Source organism: Pseudomonas paraglycinae (assembly GCF_021601625.1).
In the GTDB taxonomy this organism is placed as follows: domain Bacteria; phylum Pseudomonadota; class Gammaproteobacteria; order Pseudomonadales; family Pseudomonadaceae; genus Aquipseudomonas; species Aquipseudomonas paraglycinae.
This window is the reverse complement of sequence record NZ_BQHR01000009.1, coordinates 35,730-53,343: the sequence shown is the minus strand read 5'-3', so window position 1 is coordinate 53,343 and position 17,614 is coordinate 35,730. Positions and strand designations below refer to the sequence as shown.

At 61.3% G+C, this 17,614-nt stretch carries 15 protein-coding genes; 6 read left to right on the top strand and 9 right to left on the bottom strand.

Going from position 1 to position 17,614, the window contains the following annotated elements:
• Positions 1 to 53 precede the first annotated feature (53 nt).
• Complete coding sequence (locus L6D82_RS14930; protein WP_102717605.1) at positions 54 to 941, top strand: LysR family transcriptional regulator; 888 nt, start codon at positions 54 to 56, stop codon at positions 939 to 941.
• On the opposite strand, the gene L6D82_RS14925 is transcribed toward L6D82_RS14930, so the two are convergent.
• Complete coding sequence (locus tag L6D82_RS14925; RefSeq protein WP_102687031.1) at positions 938 to 1,558, bottom strand: cell wall hydrolase; 621 nt, start codon at positions 1,556 to 1,558, stop codon at positions 938 to 940. The two genes, L6D82_RS14930 and L6D82_RS14925, sit on opposite strands and share 4 nt — an antisense overlap.
• 199 nt (positions 1,559 to 1,757) lie before the next feature.
• On the opposite strand from L6D82_RS14925, the gene L6D82_RS14920 reads away from it, so the two are divergent.
• A complete protein-coding gene (locus L6D82_RS14920) occupies positions 1,758 to 2,609 on the top strand; it encodes a CAP domain-containing protein (protein WP_064379534.1) in 852 nt (283 codons plus the stop codon).
• 46 nt (positions 2,610 to 2,655) lie between these two features.
• On the opposite strand, the gene L6D82_RS14915 is transcribed toward L6D82_RS14920, so the two are convergent.
• The 4 genes from L6D82_RS14915 to L6D82_RS14900 all read right to left on the bottom strand — a co-directional run bounded on the left by L6D82_RS14915 (position 2,656) and on the right by L6D82_RS14900 (position 7,681).
• The gene (locus L6D82_RS14915) at positions 2,656 to 2,811 is read right to left on the bottom strand and encodes a DUF2474 domain-containing protein (RefSeq protein WP_102687029.1); all 156 of its coding nucleotides are present in this window, start codon (positions 2,809 to 2,811) and stop codon (positions 2,656 to 2,658) included.
• Positions 2,798 to 3,814, bottom strand: coding sequence for a cytochrome d ubiquinol oxidase subunit II (gene cydB / locus L6D82_RS14910; RefSeq protein ID WP_102687028.1), 1,017 nt, complete (start codon positions 3,812 to 3,814; stop codon positions 2,798 to 2,800). The genes L6D82_RS14915 and cydB overlap by 14 nt, the downstream gene beginning before the upstream one ends.
• 17 nt (positions 3,815 to 3,831) lie before the next feature.
• Entirely contained in the window at positions 3,832 to 5,247 is a 1,416-nt protein-coding gene (locus L6D82_RS14905) for a cytochrome ubiquinol oxidase subunit I (protein ID WP_102717628.1), read from the bottom strand.
• 109 nt (positions 5,248 to 5,356) lie between these two features.
• A complete protein-coding gene (locus L6D82_RS14900; RefSeq protein ID WP_236190014.1) occupies positions 5,357 to 7,681 on the bottom strand; it encodes an FdhF/YdeP family oxidoreductase in 2,325 nt (774 codons plus the stop codon).
• Positions 7,682 to 8,038: 357 nt separating this feature from the next.
• Here L6D82_RS14900 and moaA point away from each other — a divergent pair, with 357 nt between their 5' ends.
• Positions 8,039 to 9,037, top strand: a complete 999-nt coding sequence (gene moaA / locus L6D82_RS14895) for a GTP 3',8-cyclase MoaA (protein WP_129973165.1) — start codon at positions 8,039 to 8,041, stop codon at positions 9,035 to 9,037.
• A gap of 29 nt (positions 9,038 to 9,066) precedes the next feature.
• Positions 9,067 to 9,966 carry a bestrophin family protein gene (locus tag L6D82_RS14890; protein ID WP_236190006.1) on the top strand — a complete coding sequence of 300 codons (900 nt, stop codon included), beginning with the start codon at positions 9,067 to 9,069 and terminating at the stop codon, positions 9,964 to 9,966.
• Between the two features lie 34 nt (positions 9,967 to 10,000).
• Here L6D82_RS14890 and L6D82_RS14885 read toward each other — a convergent pair whose 3' ends face one another.
• From L6D82_RS14885 to L6D82_RS14875, 3 genes are all read right to left on the bottom strand, one after another.
• Complete coding sequence (locus tag L6D82_RS14885; protein WP_102687025.1) at positions 10,001 to 11,287, bottom strand: ATP-binding protein; 1,287 nt, start codon at positions 11,285 to 11,287, stop codon at positions 10,001 to 10,003.
• On the bottom strand, positions 11,288 to 11,995 hold the full coding sequence (locus L6D82_RS14880; protein ID WP_007958821.1) for a response regulator: 708 nt from the start codon (positions 11,993 to 11,995) through the stop codon (positions 11,288 to 11,290). It abuts the gene before it with no gap.
• A 140-nt stretch (positions 11,996 to 12,135) separates the two neighbouring features.
• Entirely contained in the window at positions 12,136 to 12,744 is a 609-nt protein-coding gene (locus tag L6D82_RS14875) for a MiaE family protein (RefSeq protein WP_064597504.1), read from the bottom strand.
• Between the two features lie 159 nt (positions 12,745 to 12,903).
• Between L6D82_RS14875 and L6D82_RS14870 the strand changes: the two genes are divergently transcribed.
• Complete coding sequence (locus tag L6D82_RS14870; protein ID WP_085602794.1) at positions 12,904 to 13,767, top strand: universal stress protein; 864 nt, start codon at positions 12,904 to 12,906, stop codon at positions 13,765 to 13,767.
• A gap of 124 nt (positions 13,768 to 13,891) precedes the next feature.
• Here L6D82_RS14870 and L6D82_RS14865 read toward each other — a convergent pair whose 3' ends face one another.
• Positions 13,892 to 14,362 (bottom strand): DUF1289 domain-containing protein, encoded by a 471-nt coding sequence (locus L6D82_RS14865; RefSeq protein ID WP_039767141.1) that lies wholly within the window; start codon positions 14,360 to 14,362, stop codon positions 13,892 to 13,894.
• Positions 14,363 to 14,830: 468 nt separating this feature from the next.
• Between L6D82_RS14865 and acnB the strand changes: the two genes are divergently transcribed.
• The gene (gene acnB / locus L6D82_RS14860) at positions 14,831 to 17,440 is read left to right on the top strand and encodes a bifunctional aconitate hydratase 2/2-methylisocitrate dehydratase (RefSeq protein ID WP_045121882.1); all 2,610 of its coding nucleotides are present in this window, start codon (positions 14,831 to 14,833) and stop codon (positions 17,438 to 17,440) included.
• The last annotated feature ends 174 nt before the right edge of the window (positions 17,441 to 17,614 follow it).

Below are 17,614 nucleotides of genomic sequence, written 5' to 3'. Positions count from 1 at the left end.
ACGAGGCGCAAGACGCATGCTTTGCACTTGATACCTGCATGGAACGCCACGTCATGAATGCACCGGATCTGAACCTGTTGATCACCCTCGACGTGCTGCTGAGCGAAGGCAGCGTCGCCCGCGCCGCCGAGCGCCTGCGTTTGAGTCCGTCAGCCATGAGCCGGGCGCTGGCCCGGCTGCGGGAAACCACCGGCGATCCGCTGCTGGTGCGCGCCGGTCGCGGACTGGTGCCGACCCCGCGTGCGCTGGAGCTGCGCGACCGGGTCAGTTATCTGGTGCAGGAGGCCGAAGCGGTTTTGCGCCCGGCAGAAGTGCTCGATCCTGGCCAGTTGCGGCGCACCTTCACCCTGCGCAACACCGACGGTTTTGTCGAAACCTTCGCCGCCGCCCTGCTCGCCCGCATCGCCGAAGAGGCGCCTGGCGTGCGCCTGCGCTTTGTGCAAAAAGCCGACAAGGACAGCACGCTGCTGCGCGTAGGCCGGGTGGATCTGGAAACCGGCGTGGTCGACGACAGCACCGACCCGACGCTCCACAGCCGCATCCTGTTCCACGATCAGTGGATTGGCGTGGTGCGTGAGGGGCATCCGTTGAGCAGCGGAAAGATCAGCGCCAAACGCTTCGCTTCGGGCCAGCACATTCTGGTGTCACGCCGTGGGCGCAGCAGCGGACCGGTGGACGAAGCGCTGCTCGCCTTAGGCCTGACGCGGGACATCGTCACTTCATTCGGCGGATTTTCGGCGGCGCTGACGCTGGTCCGTGAGTCGGACCTGATCGCCACCGTTCCGGAACGTCACACCAGCAAACTGCGCACGGGCCTGCACAGCTTCGCCCTGCCATTCCGGATGCCGGACATCAGCGTGTCGATGCTCTGGCACCCGCGCATGGACGCCGACCCGGCGCACCGCTGGTTGCGCCATTGTGTGCGCGAAGTCTGCGCCTAACGCGCGTCCCCGCCTGCGGGTTTGTAGAACAGGAATTTCCTGGTCTCGGCGGTTTTTCTGTATTCCTTGGCCCAACTTGGATGAACATTGCGGTCGTGGAAATACAGCGCGCCGCGGGTGCGATCGGTGAGCTGGCGGTTCAGCGCCTTGCCGGCGATTTCCTTGGCCAGCGCGTATTCGGCATCTTCCTTGACCTGATCCGGACGCCCGTCGCACCACCAGGAAAACTGGCAGCTCTTGGTTTCCGAGCCCTGCTTGACCACCTCGCACACCGTGCCCGGAAAGCCGTCATGCCCGAGGCGATTCATCACCACACTGGCCACGCCTTCCATGTCGGCATTGTCCTTGCCCTTGGCTTCCCAATAGATACTGCGCGCCAGACAGGTGATCGGGTCGTCCAGCGGAGCGGCGCCAGCGGGGTCGACCGCCTGCGCTTCGGTCGGGGTGATGGCTTCGGATTTGGGTGCCGGGGGCGCGTCGGGTTTGTCGGCGGCCTTCTCTTCCAGAACCTCGGCTTTCGCTTCGGCCTTTTCCTTGATCGGTGCCTGATCGGTGGCCAGTGCCGCGCCGCTCAGCAAGGTCAACGCAAGACAGCAAAGCAACCCGTTCAATTGCATGATCATTCTTCCGGCAGGGCCCGATGCGGGCAAAGTTTTACGTGGTTGAGACGCCCGGATCTCGGGCTCTTCGCGAAGTGTAGACGGCAATTTTCACGGCATCGTTCCGCAGAAAAATCCGCGTCGGGAAGAAAAAGACATTGCACGAACCGGGGCCCTTTCGCGCATGATGTGCGCACTCAGCCCAAGGGAGATTTCCATGCGCTTCATGCCATCCGTTCTGCGACTCGCCGCGTTGTCCGTGGGCCTGGCGCTGGCCACTTCGGCCATGGCCACCGACGAGTCGCAATTGATCGAATCGATCAACAGCTACCGCAGCCAGCCGCAGCGTTGTGGCAGCCAGGCGTCCAGCGAATTGCCGCCGCTGTCGGCCGATCCGCGCCTGATTCTGCCGGCCAGCGGCGTGGTGGATTTGCAGCAGGCGATGTCCAGCGCTCGCTACCCGATGGTCAACGTGCAGGCGATTACCCTTAACGGGCCACGGGATGCGGCGTCGGCGATGAAGGCGATTCAGGAGAGCTTCTGTCAGGTGGTGCTGGATCCGCAGTTCGTCGATATCGGCGTCAGCCGCGCTGATCGTGACTGGCGCATCACCCTCGCCCGGCCACTGCTGTCCGCCCGCCTCGGCGACGGTCAGGCTGAAGGACAGAAACTCCTCGAACAACTCAACGCCGCCCGCGCCCAGCCGCGCCAGTGCGGCGGTCAGGCATTCGCAGCGACAGCGCCGCTGGCGTGGAACGCGGTACTCGGCGGCGTTGCCCAGGAACACAGCCGCGAGATGGCCAACAACAATTATTTCGACCACAAGGACCGCAACGGCGGTACTCCCGGCGACCGCGCCGAACTGGCCGGTTACAGCGGTCAGCAGGTCGGCGAGAACATCGCCGCCGGGCAGGACACGGTGCAGAAAGTCGTCGCCGGCTGGCTAGCCAGCCCCGGTCATTGCGCCAACCTGATGAACCCGCAATACCGCGAACTTGGCGCTGCCTACGCAGTCGATCCGAAGAGCAGCGCCGGGATTTACTGGACTGCGATGTTTGGCGGGGAGTAAATCCCGCACAATAAAAAACCGGAGCCAGGCTCCGGTTTTTTTGTTTTCAGTGGGTTCTCATCCCCGCCGCATACATCGCCAGCTTCAGCAGGCTCGCCACTACCGCCAGCGAGACCACGCTGCCCAACCAGATCAGCAGCAGCCAGCCCAGACGCTTGTACCAGGGGCTGGATTTCACCTCACGCGAATCAATGGTAGCCATCGCCAATCCTCACTTTGCCGCGGAACACGTAGTAGCTCCAGAAGGTGTACATCAGGATCACCGGCAGGATGAACAGCGCGCCGATAAGGGCGAACAACTGACTGGTGGCCGGTGAAGCCGCCGCCCACAGGCTGACCGACGGCGGGATGATGTTCGGCCAGAGGCTCAGCGCCAGCCCGATGTAACCAAGGAACATCAGCACCAGGGTGAACACGAACGGCCAGTGGGTGTGGCGCTGACGCAGCGAACGCAACAGACCGAACAGCGCCAGCACCGCCAACACCACCAGCCCGGCGAACACGGTCAGGTGCGCATGGTTGAACCAGCGGCCAGCCAGTTCCGGGTGCAGTTGCAGCGTCCACGCGCCGATCACCACCACCATCGCCAGCAGCAGCCACGCCAGCGGACGGCTGTAGTGACGCATCCGCGATTCGAGCATGCCTTCGGTCTTGACCAGCAGCCAGGTGCTGCCGAGCAAGGCGTAAGCAATCACCAGACCGACGCCGCAGACCAGCGGGAACGGCGCCAGCCAGTCGAGACCACCACCGGCGAACTGTCGATCCACCACCGGAATCCCCGCCACATACGCGCCGATCACCACGCCCTGGGAGAACGTCGCCAGCAGCGAACCGCCGATGAATGCCCAATCCCACAGATGACGTTTTTCAGCCGGCGCCTTGAAGCGAAACTCGAACGCCACACCGCGGAAAATCAGCCCTGCGAGCATGAAGATCAGCGGCAGATACAGCGCCTCCAGAATCACCCCGTAAGCCAGCGGAAACGCGCCGTACAACGCCGCGCCGCCGAGCACCAGCCAGGTTTCGTTGCCGTCCCAGACCGGTGCGACGGTGTTCATCATCACGTCGCGTTCCTGCTCGTCGCTGATCATCGGGAACAGGATCCCGAGGCCTAGATCGAAGCCGTCCATGATCACGTACATCATTACCCCGAAGGCAATGATCACGCCCCAGATCAACGAGAGATCGATACCTTGAATACCCATGACTCAACGCTCCTTTTTCAGTGGATCCGGGTCGCGGATTCGAGGTTGTCGGTGACCGCCGACAGTGGCCGGCGCGGGGTCTGCACCTGAGTGCCTTCGGGCGGATGTTCGTGGTGCGGCTGCGGGCCCTTGCTCACCAGTTTCATCATGTAGCCGATACCCACGGTGAACACCGAGCAGTAGATGACGACGAACAGCGCCAGCGAGGTGCTCATCTGCGCCACCGAGTGATGGGACGCCGCGTCATGGGTTCGCATCAGGCCGTAGACCACCCACGGCTGACGCCCGACTTCGGTGGTGATCCAACCCGCCAGCAGCGCGATCAGGCCGCTCGGCCCCATCAGCAGCACCAGCCGCTGGAAGCCGCGATGCCGGTAGACCTTGCCATTGCGCCGCAACGCCAGGCCCAACACACCGACGAGGATCATTAACATGCCCAGCCCGGCCATCACGCGGAAGCTCCAGAAGATCACGGTCGAATTCGGCCGGTCTTCTTTCGGGAAGCTCTTGAGTGCCGGGATCTGCTTGTCGAGGCTGTGGGTGAGGATCAGGCTGCCGAGGTACGGAATCTCGATCGCGTATTTGGTCTTCTCCGCCTGCATGTCCGGGATGCCGAACAGCACCAGCGGGGTCGGCCCGTTGTCGGCGTTTTCCCAGTGGCCCTCGATGGCGGCGATTTTTGCCGGTTGGTGTTCCAGAGTGTTCAAGCCATGGGCGTCACCGACCACCGCTTGAATCGGCGCCACGATCAGCGCCATCCACAGCGCCATGGAGAACATCTTGCGCACCGGTTGGGTGTCGTTGCCACGCAGTAAATGCCAAGCCGCCGAAGCGCCGACAAAGAACGCCGTGGCGACGAATGCGGCAATCGCCATGTGCGCCAGACGGAACGGAAACGACGGGTTGAACACGATCGCCAGCCAGTCGACCGGCATCACTCGACCGTCGACGATTTCGAAACCTTGCGGGGTCTGCATCCAGCTATTGGAGGCGAGAATCCAGAAAGTCGAAATCAGCGTACCGATGGCGACCATCACCGTGGCAAAGAAGTGCAACCCTCGGCCGACGCGGTTCCAGCCGAACAGCATCACCCCGAGGAACCCGGCCTCGAGGAAGAACGCGGTCAGCACTTCATAGGTCAGCAACGGCCCGGTGACGCTGCCGGCAAAGTCAGAGAATCCGCTCCAGTTGGTGCCGAACTGGTACGCCATGACCAGCCCCGACACCACGCCCATGCCGAAGTTGACGGCGAAGATCTTCGACCAGAAGTGGTAAAGATCGCGGTAAGTGTCGTTACGGGTTTTCAGCCACAGGCCTTCGAGCACCGCCAGGAAACTCGCGAGACCAATGGTGATCGCCGGGAAAATGATGTGGAACGAAACCGTGAACGCGAATTGAATTCGCGCCAGGTCCAGTGCCTCCAGGTTGAACATGATGATGTCCTCATCAAGGCTGAAAAGCGGCAGCACACGGCCGGGCCACCGCCAGGCGCGAACGCCTGCAGCCAGTCAAAATGCAAAAGGGTTGGATCGCGTGAGTCGGCTACGCCACCGACGACGGGATCAGATTGCTCGCCTCGGCCGCTTCGAGGCGGATCGCCACGAATTTGGAGGTCGGTGTGTAGGTGCGATCACCGTAGCTTTCCAGCGGCACCAGCGGATTGGTTTCCGGGTAGTACGCGGCAGCCTGCCCGGCCGGAATGTCGTAGGCGATCAGGGTGAAACCGCTGACCCGACGCTCACGCTCGTCATCCCACAGCGCTACCAGATCAACCTTCTGTCCCGGTTCAAAACCGAGCCGGCGGATGTCCTGCTCGTTGGCGAACACCACGTCGCGCATCCCGTATACACCGCGATAACGGTCGTCGAGGCCGTACAGCGTGGTGTTGTACTGATCGTGAGACCGCATGGTTTGCAGGATCAGATGCGGTTTGACCGGCAGGTTGCGCACGCCTTCGCTGATCAGATGTTCCGGCAGCACACACGGGGTGAACTGGGCCTTGCCGGATTCGGTTTTCCAGATCCGGTCGGAAGCGTTGTTGCCGAGGTGGAAACCACCCGGGATCAGCAGCTTCTCGTTGAAATTCTCGAAGCCCGGAATCACGTCGGCGATCAGGTTGCGGATGCGCCCGTAGTCGCCCACCGCCCATTCCCAATCGATCGGGTGCTTGCCCAAAGTGGCGGCGGCGATCCCGGCAATGATCGCCGGCTCGGATTTCAGATGGGCCGACTTCGGCTTCAGTTGGCCGAACGACAAGTGCACCATGCTGAAGGTGTCTTCCACCGTCACGCCTTGCGGGCCTTCGGCCTGGACGTCGATGTCGGTACGGCCGAGGCACGGCAGAATCAACGCATCACGCCCGGTCACCAGATGGCTGCGGTTGAGTTTGGTCGAGATATGCACGCTCAGGTCGAGTTTGCGCATCGCGGCGTGGGTGCGCGGGGTGTCCGGCGTAGCTTGAGCGAAGTTGCCGCCGAGCCCGATAAACACCTTGGCTTCGCCACGTTCCATGGCACCAATCGCCATGACCGTGTTGTGGCCGTGCATCCGCGGCACTTTGAAGTTGAAGCGTTTTTCCAGGGCGTCCATCAGCTCGGTCGGGGCCAGTTCGTTGATGCCCATGGTGCGGTCGCCCTGCACGTTACTGTGGCCGCGCACCGGCGACAGCCCGGCACCCGGACGGCCGACATTGCCGCGCAGCAGTTGCAGGTTGATGACTTCCTGCAGGGTCGGCACCGAGTGCACGTGCTGGGTCAGGCCCATGGCCCAGCACATGATCACGCTCTTGGCCCGGGCATACATGCGCGCTGCCAGTTCGATGTCATGCAGCGGCACACCGGACTGCTCGACGATGTGCTCCCAGTTCGTGGCATCGACTTCGGCCAGGTAGCTGTCGAGACCCGAGGTGTGCTCGGCAATGAAGGCGTGATCGAACACCGGTTCGCCGCCGGTGGCCTGGGCTTCACGTTCCCATTGCAGCAGGAACTTGGCCATGCCGCGAATCATCGCCATGTCGCCGCCCAAGGCTGGACGGAAGTACGCGGTGTTGGTCGCTTCCCAGCCGTTGCTGAGCATCTCGATCGGGTTTTGCGGATTCTGGAAGCGCTCCAGCCCACGTTCCTTGAGCGGGTTGATGCACACCACTTGAGCGCCGCGTTTCACCGCTTCTCGCAGCGGTTCGAGCATGCGCGGGTGGTTGGTGCCGGGGTTCTGGCCGATCACGAAAATCGCATCGGCGTGGTGCAGGTCTTCATAGACCACCGTGCCTTTGCCGACGCCCAGGCTCTCGCCCATGCTCACCGCGCTGGCTTCGTGGCACATGTTCGAGCAGTCCGGGAAGTTGTTGGTGCCGTAGGCGCGGACGAACAACTGATAGAGAAACGCCGCTTCGTTGCTGGCGCGCCCCGAGGTGTAGAACTCGGCCTCGTGAGGCGATTTCAGGCCTTTGAGGTGCTTGGCGATCAGCGCGAAGGCATCGTCCCAGGTAGTTTCCACATAGCGGTCGACCCGCGCGTCGTAGCGCATCGGATGGGTGATCCGGCCCTGGTATTCGAGCCAGTAATCGCTTTGTTCGGCCAGGGTCGAGACCGTGTACTTGTTGAAGAACGCCGGATCGACCAGGCGGCCGGTGGCTTCCCAGTTCACCGCTTTGGCGCCGTTCTCGCAGAACTTCAGCATGCTCGCGCCGGGCGCTTCACCCCAGGCGCAACCGGGGCAGTCGAAGCCGCCGTTCTGGTTAGTCTTGAGCATGGCGCGAATGTTTTTCAGGGCGTTTTCACTGCCCAGCCAGTTCTTGGTGAGGCTGATGACAGCGCCCCAACCCGCAGCGGCGCCCTTGTAGGGTTTGTAACGGTCGACTTGTGACATGGGACTTCTCCATGACGATGCACACAGGCAAAAACCTGATCGGGTTTAAACAGCGACGACTGACTTTCAAGTTAAAAGAGCGGTCGTTTCGTTTGACGGGGCCAAGGATAGGAACCGCTGCAAAAACTTGTCTAATCGCTATTAATGACTGCGTTATCGAAAGCATCTATCACGGCGTTAAACCCTTTGAATACGGGCACTTGCAAAACTAACAAGCGATAAACCCGGAATAATTATTTCATCATCGACAGCATCAATCGGCCGGTCATTAAGAGTGATTGGACGCTGTCTCAAGTTGCTCATAACCTGCGCCGACCCAATCCCTTCAATAGCGGATTTCACCCAAGCGAGGCTGTCATGTCAGAGCGCGTCTTGATCGATGGTTACAACCGCCGCGTCGACTACCTGCGCATGTCGGTCACCGACCGCTGCGACTTTCGCTGCGTGTATTGCATGGCCGAAGACATGCAGTTCCTGCCGCGCCAACGGGTGCTGACGCTGGAGGAGATCTATCAACTGGCGCAGGGCTTCGTTGCGCTGGGCACCCGCAAGATCCGCCTGACCGGTGGCGAGCCGCTGATTCGCCCCGGCGTCGTCGGCTTGTGCAAGCAGATCGCCGCCCTGCCCGGCCTGCGCGAACTGTGCCTGACCACCAACGGCTCGCAGCTCGACAAACTCGCCAGTCCGCTGTTCGACGCCGGGGTCAAACGCCTCAACGTCAGCCTCGACAGCCTCGATGCCACGCGCTTCAAGCAGATGACCCGCACCGGTGACCTGGCCCAGGTGATCGACGGCATCGACGCCGCCCGCGCCGCCGGATTTACCCGCACTAAACTCAACTGCGTGGTGATGCAGGGCCGCAACGATCACGAGATCAACGATCTGGTGCAGTTCGCCATCGAACGGGATCTGGACATTTCCTTCATCGAGGAAATGCCGCTGGGGATCATCAGCGAACACAGCCGCGCCGAGTCGTTCTTTTCCAGCACCCAGGTGCGCGAAAAGATCGCCGAGCGCTACACCCTGATCGACTCCGCTGAGTCGACTCAGGGCCCGTCGCGCTACTGGCGGCTGGCGGAAGCGCCGCACATCCGGCTGGGGTTCATCTCCCCCCACAGCCACAACTTCTGCGGCACCTGCAACCGGGTGCGTCTGACCGTCGAGGGGCGTTTGCTACTGTGTCTGGGGAACGAGCATTCGGTGGACTTGAAGGCGGTACTGCGCGCCCATCCAGGCCAACCGGAACGGCTGGAGAAAGCCATCATTGAAGCGATGAAACTCAAGCCTTACCGGCACAACTTTGAAGTGAACGACGACGTACAAGTGGTGCGTTTCATGAACATGACCGGCGGTTGATCCGCCACGTTTTCAAGGCAGAGAGCCGCATGATCATCCGACCCAAGGTCAATCAATTCGCCATTCTCTTCACCCTCAAGGGCTCAATCGCCAAGCGCATCGCCCTGCGCGCCCTGATGGTCACGCTGCTGGCGTCGGCCATCGTGCTGGTGGAAATGCTCCACCCGAGCAACTTCACCAAGGTCAACGCCACGCCGTTCACCTTGCTTGGTCTGTCGCTGTCGATCTTCATGAATTTTCGCAACAACGCCTGCTACGACCGCTGGTACGAAGCGCGCAAGGCCTGGGGCGAAGTGATCGTGCATGTGCGCTCGCTGATTCGCGAGACTCATGTGATCCGCGAATCGGTCCAGCGTCGCCTGTTGCTGCTCAACCTCGCTGGTTTCGCCCATGCACTGAATGCGCGGTTGCGCCGGGAAGACGAAGCCGCCGCCAGCGCCCAATGGATCACCCCGCAGCACGATGCGCAGGTGCCGGATTACAGCGGGCGCATCCTGCAGACGGTGGGTCAGCAATGCTCCGATCTGCACGAATCAGGCGATCTCAGCGAATGGCGTTACATGCTGCTGGCCAATCACCTGACCAGCCTGACCCAGGCGCAGGCGGTGTGCGAGCGGATCAAGAACACGCCGCTGCCCTTCCCTTACACCCTGCTGCTGCACCGCACGATTTACCTGTTCTGCATCCTGCTGCCGTTCGCCATGGCCGAACCGCTGGGCTGGCTGACGCCGCTGTTCACGGCGATTGTCAGCTACACCTTCTTCGGGCTGGATGCGATTGCCGATGAGCTGGAGGACCCGTTCGGCCGGGATGAAAACGATTTGCCGACCGATGCGCTGGTGCGGGGTATCGAGCGGGATATTCTGGCGGAGCTGGGGACTGAGCCGTTGCCACCGGCGCTGAAACCGGTGGACTACGTCCTCAGTTAATCGACTGCCTCCCCCTTCGGGGGAGGGAAAGTCATCAATCCAGATGCGCCCAGGTCATGCGAAACGACGCGCCGCCCCACGGCGAATCGCCGACCTCGACCTGCCCGCCATGGGATTGCGACACCCGCCGCACCAGCGCCAGACCGAGGCCGAAGCCGCCCGTGCGGCGGTCGCGGCTGGCGTCCAGGCGCGAGAACGGTTCGAAGATTTTCTCCCGGCCTGCCAGCGGCACACCCGGCCCGTCGTCGTTGACCTGAACTTCGTACTGATCGCCGATGCGCACCAGCGACACTTCGACTCGCTGCTCGGCATAACGAATGGCATTGCGCAGCAGATTGATCACCGCCCGCGCCATGAACCGCGGTTCGATCCGCACTTCATCGACCCGGCAATCTACGATCAACAGCTGCACCCCGGCGGCCTCGGCTTCCAGCGCCACGCTGCCAACCACGCTGTCCAGCCAGTTGGCGGCCTGGATGTTTTCGCGGGTGATCACCGTCGCGCCGCGTTCGAGGCTGGCGTAGGTCAGCAGTTCGGAGACCATTTCTTCCAGCTCGCCGAGGTCGGCGTACATGTCGGCGATCAGTTCGCGGTTCTGGCTGGCGTCCGGTTGTTGCTTGAGCTGGTCGAGTTCGAACGACAACCGGGCAATCGGCGTGCGCAGTTCGTGGGAGACCGCGTTGGTCAGTTCGCGCTGATTGGCGATCAGGCCTTCGATGCGCGCGGCCATCAGGTTGAAGTGACCGGCGAGGTCGCGGATGTTCGAGCGTTTGGACAGCTGGATCCGCACCGAAAGGTCGTTGTCACCGAAACGCTCGGCGGCGAGGCGCAGTTTTTCCAGATCGCGCCAGTGCGGACGAACCCAGAAGTACAGGACGATGCCCAGCAGCACCGCCAGCATCAGGTAAGCCCCGGCAATGTAGAACGGCATCAGGCTCGGCTCGGGCGGCAGTTTGATGCTGAGCAACTGCGAACCACCGTCGATATTGCTGATGAACTGGGTGTAATCGTCGCGGATCACCAACAGATCCTGAGCCAGTTCGGCTTTCTCCTGATCGTTAAGGTTCAGTTGGTCAGCCTCGACCAGGCTCAACGTCAGCCCGTAGTGCGGCCGCAAGGCTTCCAGTTGCGCCTCGCGCGCCGCGCCCTGCTGGTCGCGCATGTGTTCGACCAGCGACCACGCTTGGCCGCGAACCGCCTCACGGTTGTAGGCCTGCATCTGGTTGTCGAGCAAGGCGTTGAAGGTGTGCTCCACGGTTTGCAGCGCCGCCACCAGCCCGACCGTCATCACCAGAAACAGCCCCAGAAATAACCGCAGCATCTACAACTCCCACGCGAACGGATTGAACAGGTAACCCTTGCCCCACACGGTCTTGATGCAGACCGGCTCGCGAGGGTTGTCCTTGAGTTTGTTGCGCAACTTGCTGATGTACACGTCGACGCTGCGGTTGAGGCCATCGAAGGCGATGCCGCGCATGCGGTTGAGAATGTCATCGCGCGACAGGATCTTGCCGGCGGCGCTGGCCAGCAGCCACAGCAGCTCGAATTCCATGGTGGTCAGCTCGATCAGCTCGCCCGCCAGACGCACTTCGCGGCAACTGCGGTCGATGATCAGATTGCCGAACTCCAGCGAACTCACTACGCCGCTTTCCGGTACTTGCCGGCGTTGCAAGGCACGCAGGCGCGCGAGCAAAACAGGTGGCTTGATCGGTTTGATCACGTAGTCGTCGGCCCCGGACTCCAGGCCCAGAATATGGTCGAGGTCGTCTTCCTTGGCCGTCAGGATGACGATCGGCGTGTCCGACACGCTGCGGATTTCCCGGCACACGTGCAGGCCGCTCTGCCCCGGCAGCATCAGGTCGAGCACCACCACTTTGGGCTTGAATTCGAGAAACGCGGCCACGGCCAGATCGCCGCGATGCACCGTGCGTACCTCGTAGCCGTGTTGTTCGAGAAAGTGGGCGATCAGTGCGGCCAGCCGCTCATCGTCTTCCACCAGCAGGACTCTGCCAAAACCCAGGTTATCCATAACAACCGCCGCCAACCGCTTTGTGAAGTGGGCGACATTATGCGGGCATTCAATGGCGAGACGTTTATCGCAGGCAGCAAAAACCGGCCTCTGGGGCCGGTTTTCGTTGATGTTTCATACTCTTAAGAGTTTTTAACAATTCATGCCGCGACGGGTACGCCACTGTGGAAACGGAATTCCTCGTCCGGTGACTCGATCAGGTCCTGCTCGGCGGCGCGGACTTTCTCGATCACCTGGGCGATGTCCTTGGCGTCACCGTACTGGTAGGCCAGTTTCAGATAACCCTGGAAATGCCGGGCCTCGCTTTTCAGCAGGCCGAAGTAGAACTTGCCGAGTTCTTCGTCCAGATGCGGCACCAGCGCTTCGAATCGCTCGCAACTGCGCGCTTCGATAAAGGCGCCGACCACCAGGGTGTCGACCAGTTTCACCGGTTCGTGGCTGCGCACCACTTTGCGCAGGCTCGAGGCATAACGGCCGGCGTGCAGCTGGCGCAGTTCGATCTTGCGTCGCTTCATGATGCGCATCACCTGCTCGTGGTGCACCAGTTCTTCCCGGGCCAGACGCGACATCATGTTGATCAGATCGACGTGGGAATGGTACTTGGCGATCAGGCTCAACGCGGTGCTGGCGGCCTTGAACTCGCAGTTCTTGTGGTCGATCAGCAGGGTTTCCTGATCGGCCAGCGCGGCTTCAACCCAGGCATCAGGCGTGCGGCAACCAAGGAATTCGTGGATTTCGGGAAGGATCATGGGGCTCACGGTCAAAAGGTGTTCGAGCGAAGGGCGCCGATTATACCGGCCTGCCCGCAGACCACCAGCGGCCCGCGTTGATATGCATCAAGTCGCAGACGGATGCGCAGCAACTATAGTTGTGCAACGCCGTGCCTTTTCATTGCTGGAGACTCACTCATGCAAGCCATTCGCAGCATTCTGGTGGTCATCGAACCCGAACACGCGGAAAGCCTGGCGCTCAAGCGCGCCAAGCTGATCGCCGGGGTGACCCAGGCCCATCTGCACCTGCTGGTCTGCGACAAGAAGCACGATCACGCCGGTATGCTCAGCGTGCTCAAGGCCGCGCTTTTGGCGGACGGCTACAGCGTCACCACCGAACAGGCGTGGAACGAGAGCCTGCACGAAACCATCATCGACGTGCAGCAGGCCGAAGGCTGCGGACTGGTGATCAAGCAGCACTTCCCCGACAGCTCGTTGAAGAAGGCCCTGCTGACCCCGGCGGACTGGAAACTGCTGCGCCACTGCCCTACTCCCGTGCTGCTGGTGAAAACCGCCGGTTCGTGGAAGGACAAAGTGATTCTGGCAGCGGTCGACGTGGGCAATGCCGATGGCGAACACCGTCATCTGCACACCACGATCATCGACCATGGGTTCGACATTGCCAGCCTGGCCAAGGGGCATCTGCACGTGATTACCGCCCATCCGTCACCGATGCTGTCGGCGGCGGACCCGACGTTCCAGCTCAAGGAAACCATCGAGGCGCGCTATCGCGAGCAATGCCGGGCGTTTCAGGCTGAGTTCGACATCGATGACGAGCATTTGCATGTCGAGGAAGGTCCGGCGGACGTGTTGATTCCGTTCATGGCGCACAAGCTGCAGGCGGCTGTGACGGTGATCGGTACCGTGGCGCGCAGTGGCGTATCCGGTGCCTTGATCGGCAACACGGCAGAGCAGGTGCTGGATCAATTGGAGAGTGATGTGCTGGTGCTCAAACCGCAGGAGGTTGAAGACCATTTGGTGGAGTTGGCGGTGAAGCATTAAGTATTAGGGCGCCTGTAAGGCCGTTATCGCTGGCAAGCCAGCTCCCACAGGGACTTAGGTGTGCACTCCAGGGAGAGCTTTACACCATCATTGTGGGAGCTGGCTTGCCAGCGATAGCAATAGATCAGTCGCCGAGGGCGTCCTTGAGGAAACCGGGCGCGATGTAGCGCTGATAGTGTGCTTCCGACAGCAGGAAAAATTCCCGATCAATGGCATCGCGCAGTTCCGGCAGGTTCCAGTCGCGAAACTCCGGCAGCAGCACCATCCCGTAGGCTTCCAGATTAATGATCACCCGCGCGCCCCGGGCGATCAGCTGATACGCCCAGCAATATTCCGACTGATGCGGCACGAAGCGGATCTTGCGCTGTTCCAGTTGCAGACGCAGGCGCGCCGGGTCGAAGACCTCGACCTTGCTCGCCATCACTTGTGACAGCAATTGCTCAAGACGCAGCCACACCGCACGCTTTTCTTCCTCGTTGTAACCGTTCCAATGGATCACTTCGTGGTGGAAACGCTTGCAGCCACGGCACACCAGATCACCGTAAACGGTGGAGCAGAGGCCGACGCAGGGGGTCTTGATGGTCTGATTGGGCATAAATGGGCAGAACACTTGAAACGCGGAACAGGTCGGCATGTTAGCCCTTTGTCCGCCATTCATCACCCCTCAAACGTCAGGGGCAAGCGCTGGATCAAGGTTTGCCCGAGCCGCGCACAACGCAACCAAAGTCCAATAGAGCGCGACTTACCTTTAAATTTTTTTTGCCGTAGAATCAGCCAGCCTTTTTAGGCGCCAATGTCCGTTAGAAGCTGTTTTCAAAGCGTCACGAGCACAGTCGTTCCTTCAGAGCGGTGTTGGCGTAGGGTTTTTCCAGCGGGGAAAAGCCCAACGCCAACCCTCATCAGCTCCCCGTTCTGCAGGCGTAAAACTTTGAAAGCAGCTTCTGTAAGGAATGCCCGGTAATTCTGGCTAAGCGGCCCACAACGCCACGCAGCGCATGAGTACGAGCATTTCGGGATGAGCGTCCCGGACACCCATTTGGGACCACTGATGAGGGTAATAACTGTGCTTGAAGCCTACCGCAAACATATCGAAGAGCGTGCAGCCCTGGGTATCGTTCCCCAGCCGCTTAACGCCGAACAAACTGCAGGCCTGGTCGAGCTGCTGAAGAATCCTCCGGCTGGCGAAGAAGCTTTCCTCGTTGACCTGATCACCAATCGCGTACCACCAGGAGTGGACGAAGCCGCCTACGTCAAGGCCGGTTTCCTCTCCGCACTGGCCAAGGGCGAAGTCTCCTCCCCTCTGCTGGACAAGAAGCGCGCTGTAGAACTGCTCGGCACCATGCAGGGCGGCTACAACATCGTGACCCTGGTTGAACTGCTGGACGACGCCGAGCTGGCGCCAGTGGCCGCCGAAGAACTCAAGCACACCCTGCTGATGTTCGATGCCTTCCACGACGTGGCTGAAAAAGCCAAGAACGGCAACGTTCACGCCAAGGCCGTGCTGCAATCCTGGGCTGACGGCGAGTGGTTCAAGAAGCGCCCTGTACTGGCCGACAAGATCAGCCTGCGCGTCTTCAAGGTCACCGGCGAAACCAACACCGACGACCTGTCCCCTGCCCCGGACGCCTGGTCGCGTCCCGACATCCCGCTGCACGCCCTGGCCATGCTGAAAATGGCCCGTGACGGCATCGTTCCGGACGAGCAAGGCAAGACCGGCCCGATGAAGCAGATCGAAGAAATGCGCGGCCAGGGCTTCCCTATCGCCTACGTCGGTGACGTGGTCGGTACCGGTTCCTCGCGTAAATCGGCGACCAACTCGGTGCTGTGGTTCTTCGGCGACGACATCCCTTACGTGCCGAACAAGCGCGCTGGCGGTTTCTGCTTCGGCAGCAAAATCGCTCCGATCTTCTACAACACCATGGAAGATGCCGGCGCACTGCCAATCGAGTTCGACGTATCGAACATGAACATGGGCGACGTGATCGACCTGTACCCGCACGCTGGCAAAGTCTGCAAGCACGGTACCGACGAAGTCATCACCACCTTCGAAATGAAGACCCCGGTCCTGCTGGACGAAGTCCGCGCCGGCGGCCGTATCCCGCTGATCATCGGCCGTGGCCTGACCGAGAAGGCTCGCGCCGAACTGGGTCTGCCAGCGTTCGACCTGTTCAAGAAGCCGGAAGCACCGGCTGAAAGCACCAAGGGCTTCACCCTGGCGCAGAAAATGGTCGGCAAGGCTTGCGGTCTGGCAGAAGGCAAAGGCGTTCGTCCTGGCACCTACTGCGAACCGAAGATGACCACCGTAGGTTCTCAGGACACCACAGGTCCAATGACCCGTGACGAACTGAAAGACCTGGCGTGCCTGGGCTTCTCCGCTGATCTGGTGATGCAGTCCTTCTGCCACACCGCGGCTTATCCGAAGCCGATCGACGTGACCACCCACCACACCCTGCCTGACTTCATCATGACCCGCGGCGGCGTTTCCCTGCGTCCGGGCGACGGCATCATCCACTCGTGGCTGAACCGCATGCTGCTGCCGGACACCGTCGGTACCGGTGGTGACTCGCACACCCGTTTCCCGATGGGCATCTCGTTCCCGGCCGGTTCCGGTCTGGTCGCGTTCGCCGCTGCCACCGGCGTCATGCCGCTGGACATGCCGGAATCGATCCTGGTGCGCTTCAAAGGCAAAATGAAACCTGGCATCACCCTGCGTGACCTGGTTCACGCCATTCCTTACTTCGCCATCCAGAACGGTCTGCTGACCGTCGAGAAGAAAGGCAAGAAAAACGCCTTCTCCGGCCGCATCCTGGAAATCGAAGGCCTGGAAGGTCTGACCCTGGAACAGGCGTTCGAACTGTCCGACGCCTCGGCCGAACGTTCGGCTGCCGGTTGCACCATCAAGCTGTCGAAAGAATCGATCACCGAGTACCTGCAGTCCAACGTCACCCTGCTGCGCTGGATGATCGGCGAAGGCTACGGCGATGCGCGTACCCTGGAGCGTCGTGCTCAAGCAATGGAAGCCTGGATCGCCAACCCGCAACTGATGGAAGCCGATGCCGACGCCGAATACGCCGAAGTCATCGAAATCGATCTGGCCGACATCAGCGAGCCTGTACTGTGCGCGCCGAACGACCCGGACGACGCCCGTCTCCTGTCCAGCGTTGCTGGCGAGAAGATCGACGAAGTGTTCATCGGTTCGTGCATGACCAACATCGGTCACTTCCGCGCTGCCGGTAAGCTGCTGGATCAGGTCAAGGGTCAGCTGCCAACCCGTCTGTGGCTGTCGCCGCCGACCAAGATGGACGCTCACCAACTGACCGAAGAAGGCTACTACGGCATCTACGGCAAGGCTGGCGCACGCATGGAAATGCCAGGCTGCTCGCTGTGCATGGGTAACCAGGCACGCGTTGAGCCGAACAGCACCGTGGTGTCGACTTCGACCCGTAACTTCCCGAACCGTCTGGGCGACGGCGCGAACGTCTACCTGGCCTCGGCTGAGCTGGCGTCCGTTGCTTCGATCCTGGGTCGCCTGCCGACCGTCGAGGAGTACATGGAATACGCTGGCAAGATCGACAGCATGGCGGCCGACGTTTACCGCTACCTGTCCTTCGACCAGATTGCCGAGTTCCGTGAAGCTGCTGCGAACGCCAAGATCCCTGTCGTTCAAGCCTAACGCTGCAACGCAATGAAAAACGCCGCCCATCGCGAGATGAGCGGCGTTTTTTTTATGCCTACCGAGTAAGGCCTATCCCCGCGTTGATCGTTCCCACGCTCCGCGTGGGAATGCAGCCAAGGACGCTCTGCGTCCCGAACCGTGACGCAGAGCGTCACAAGAGGCATTCCCACG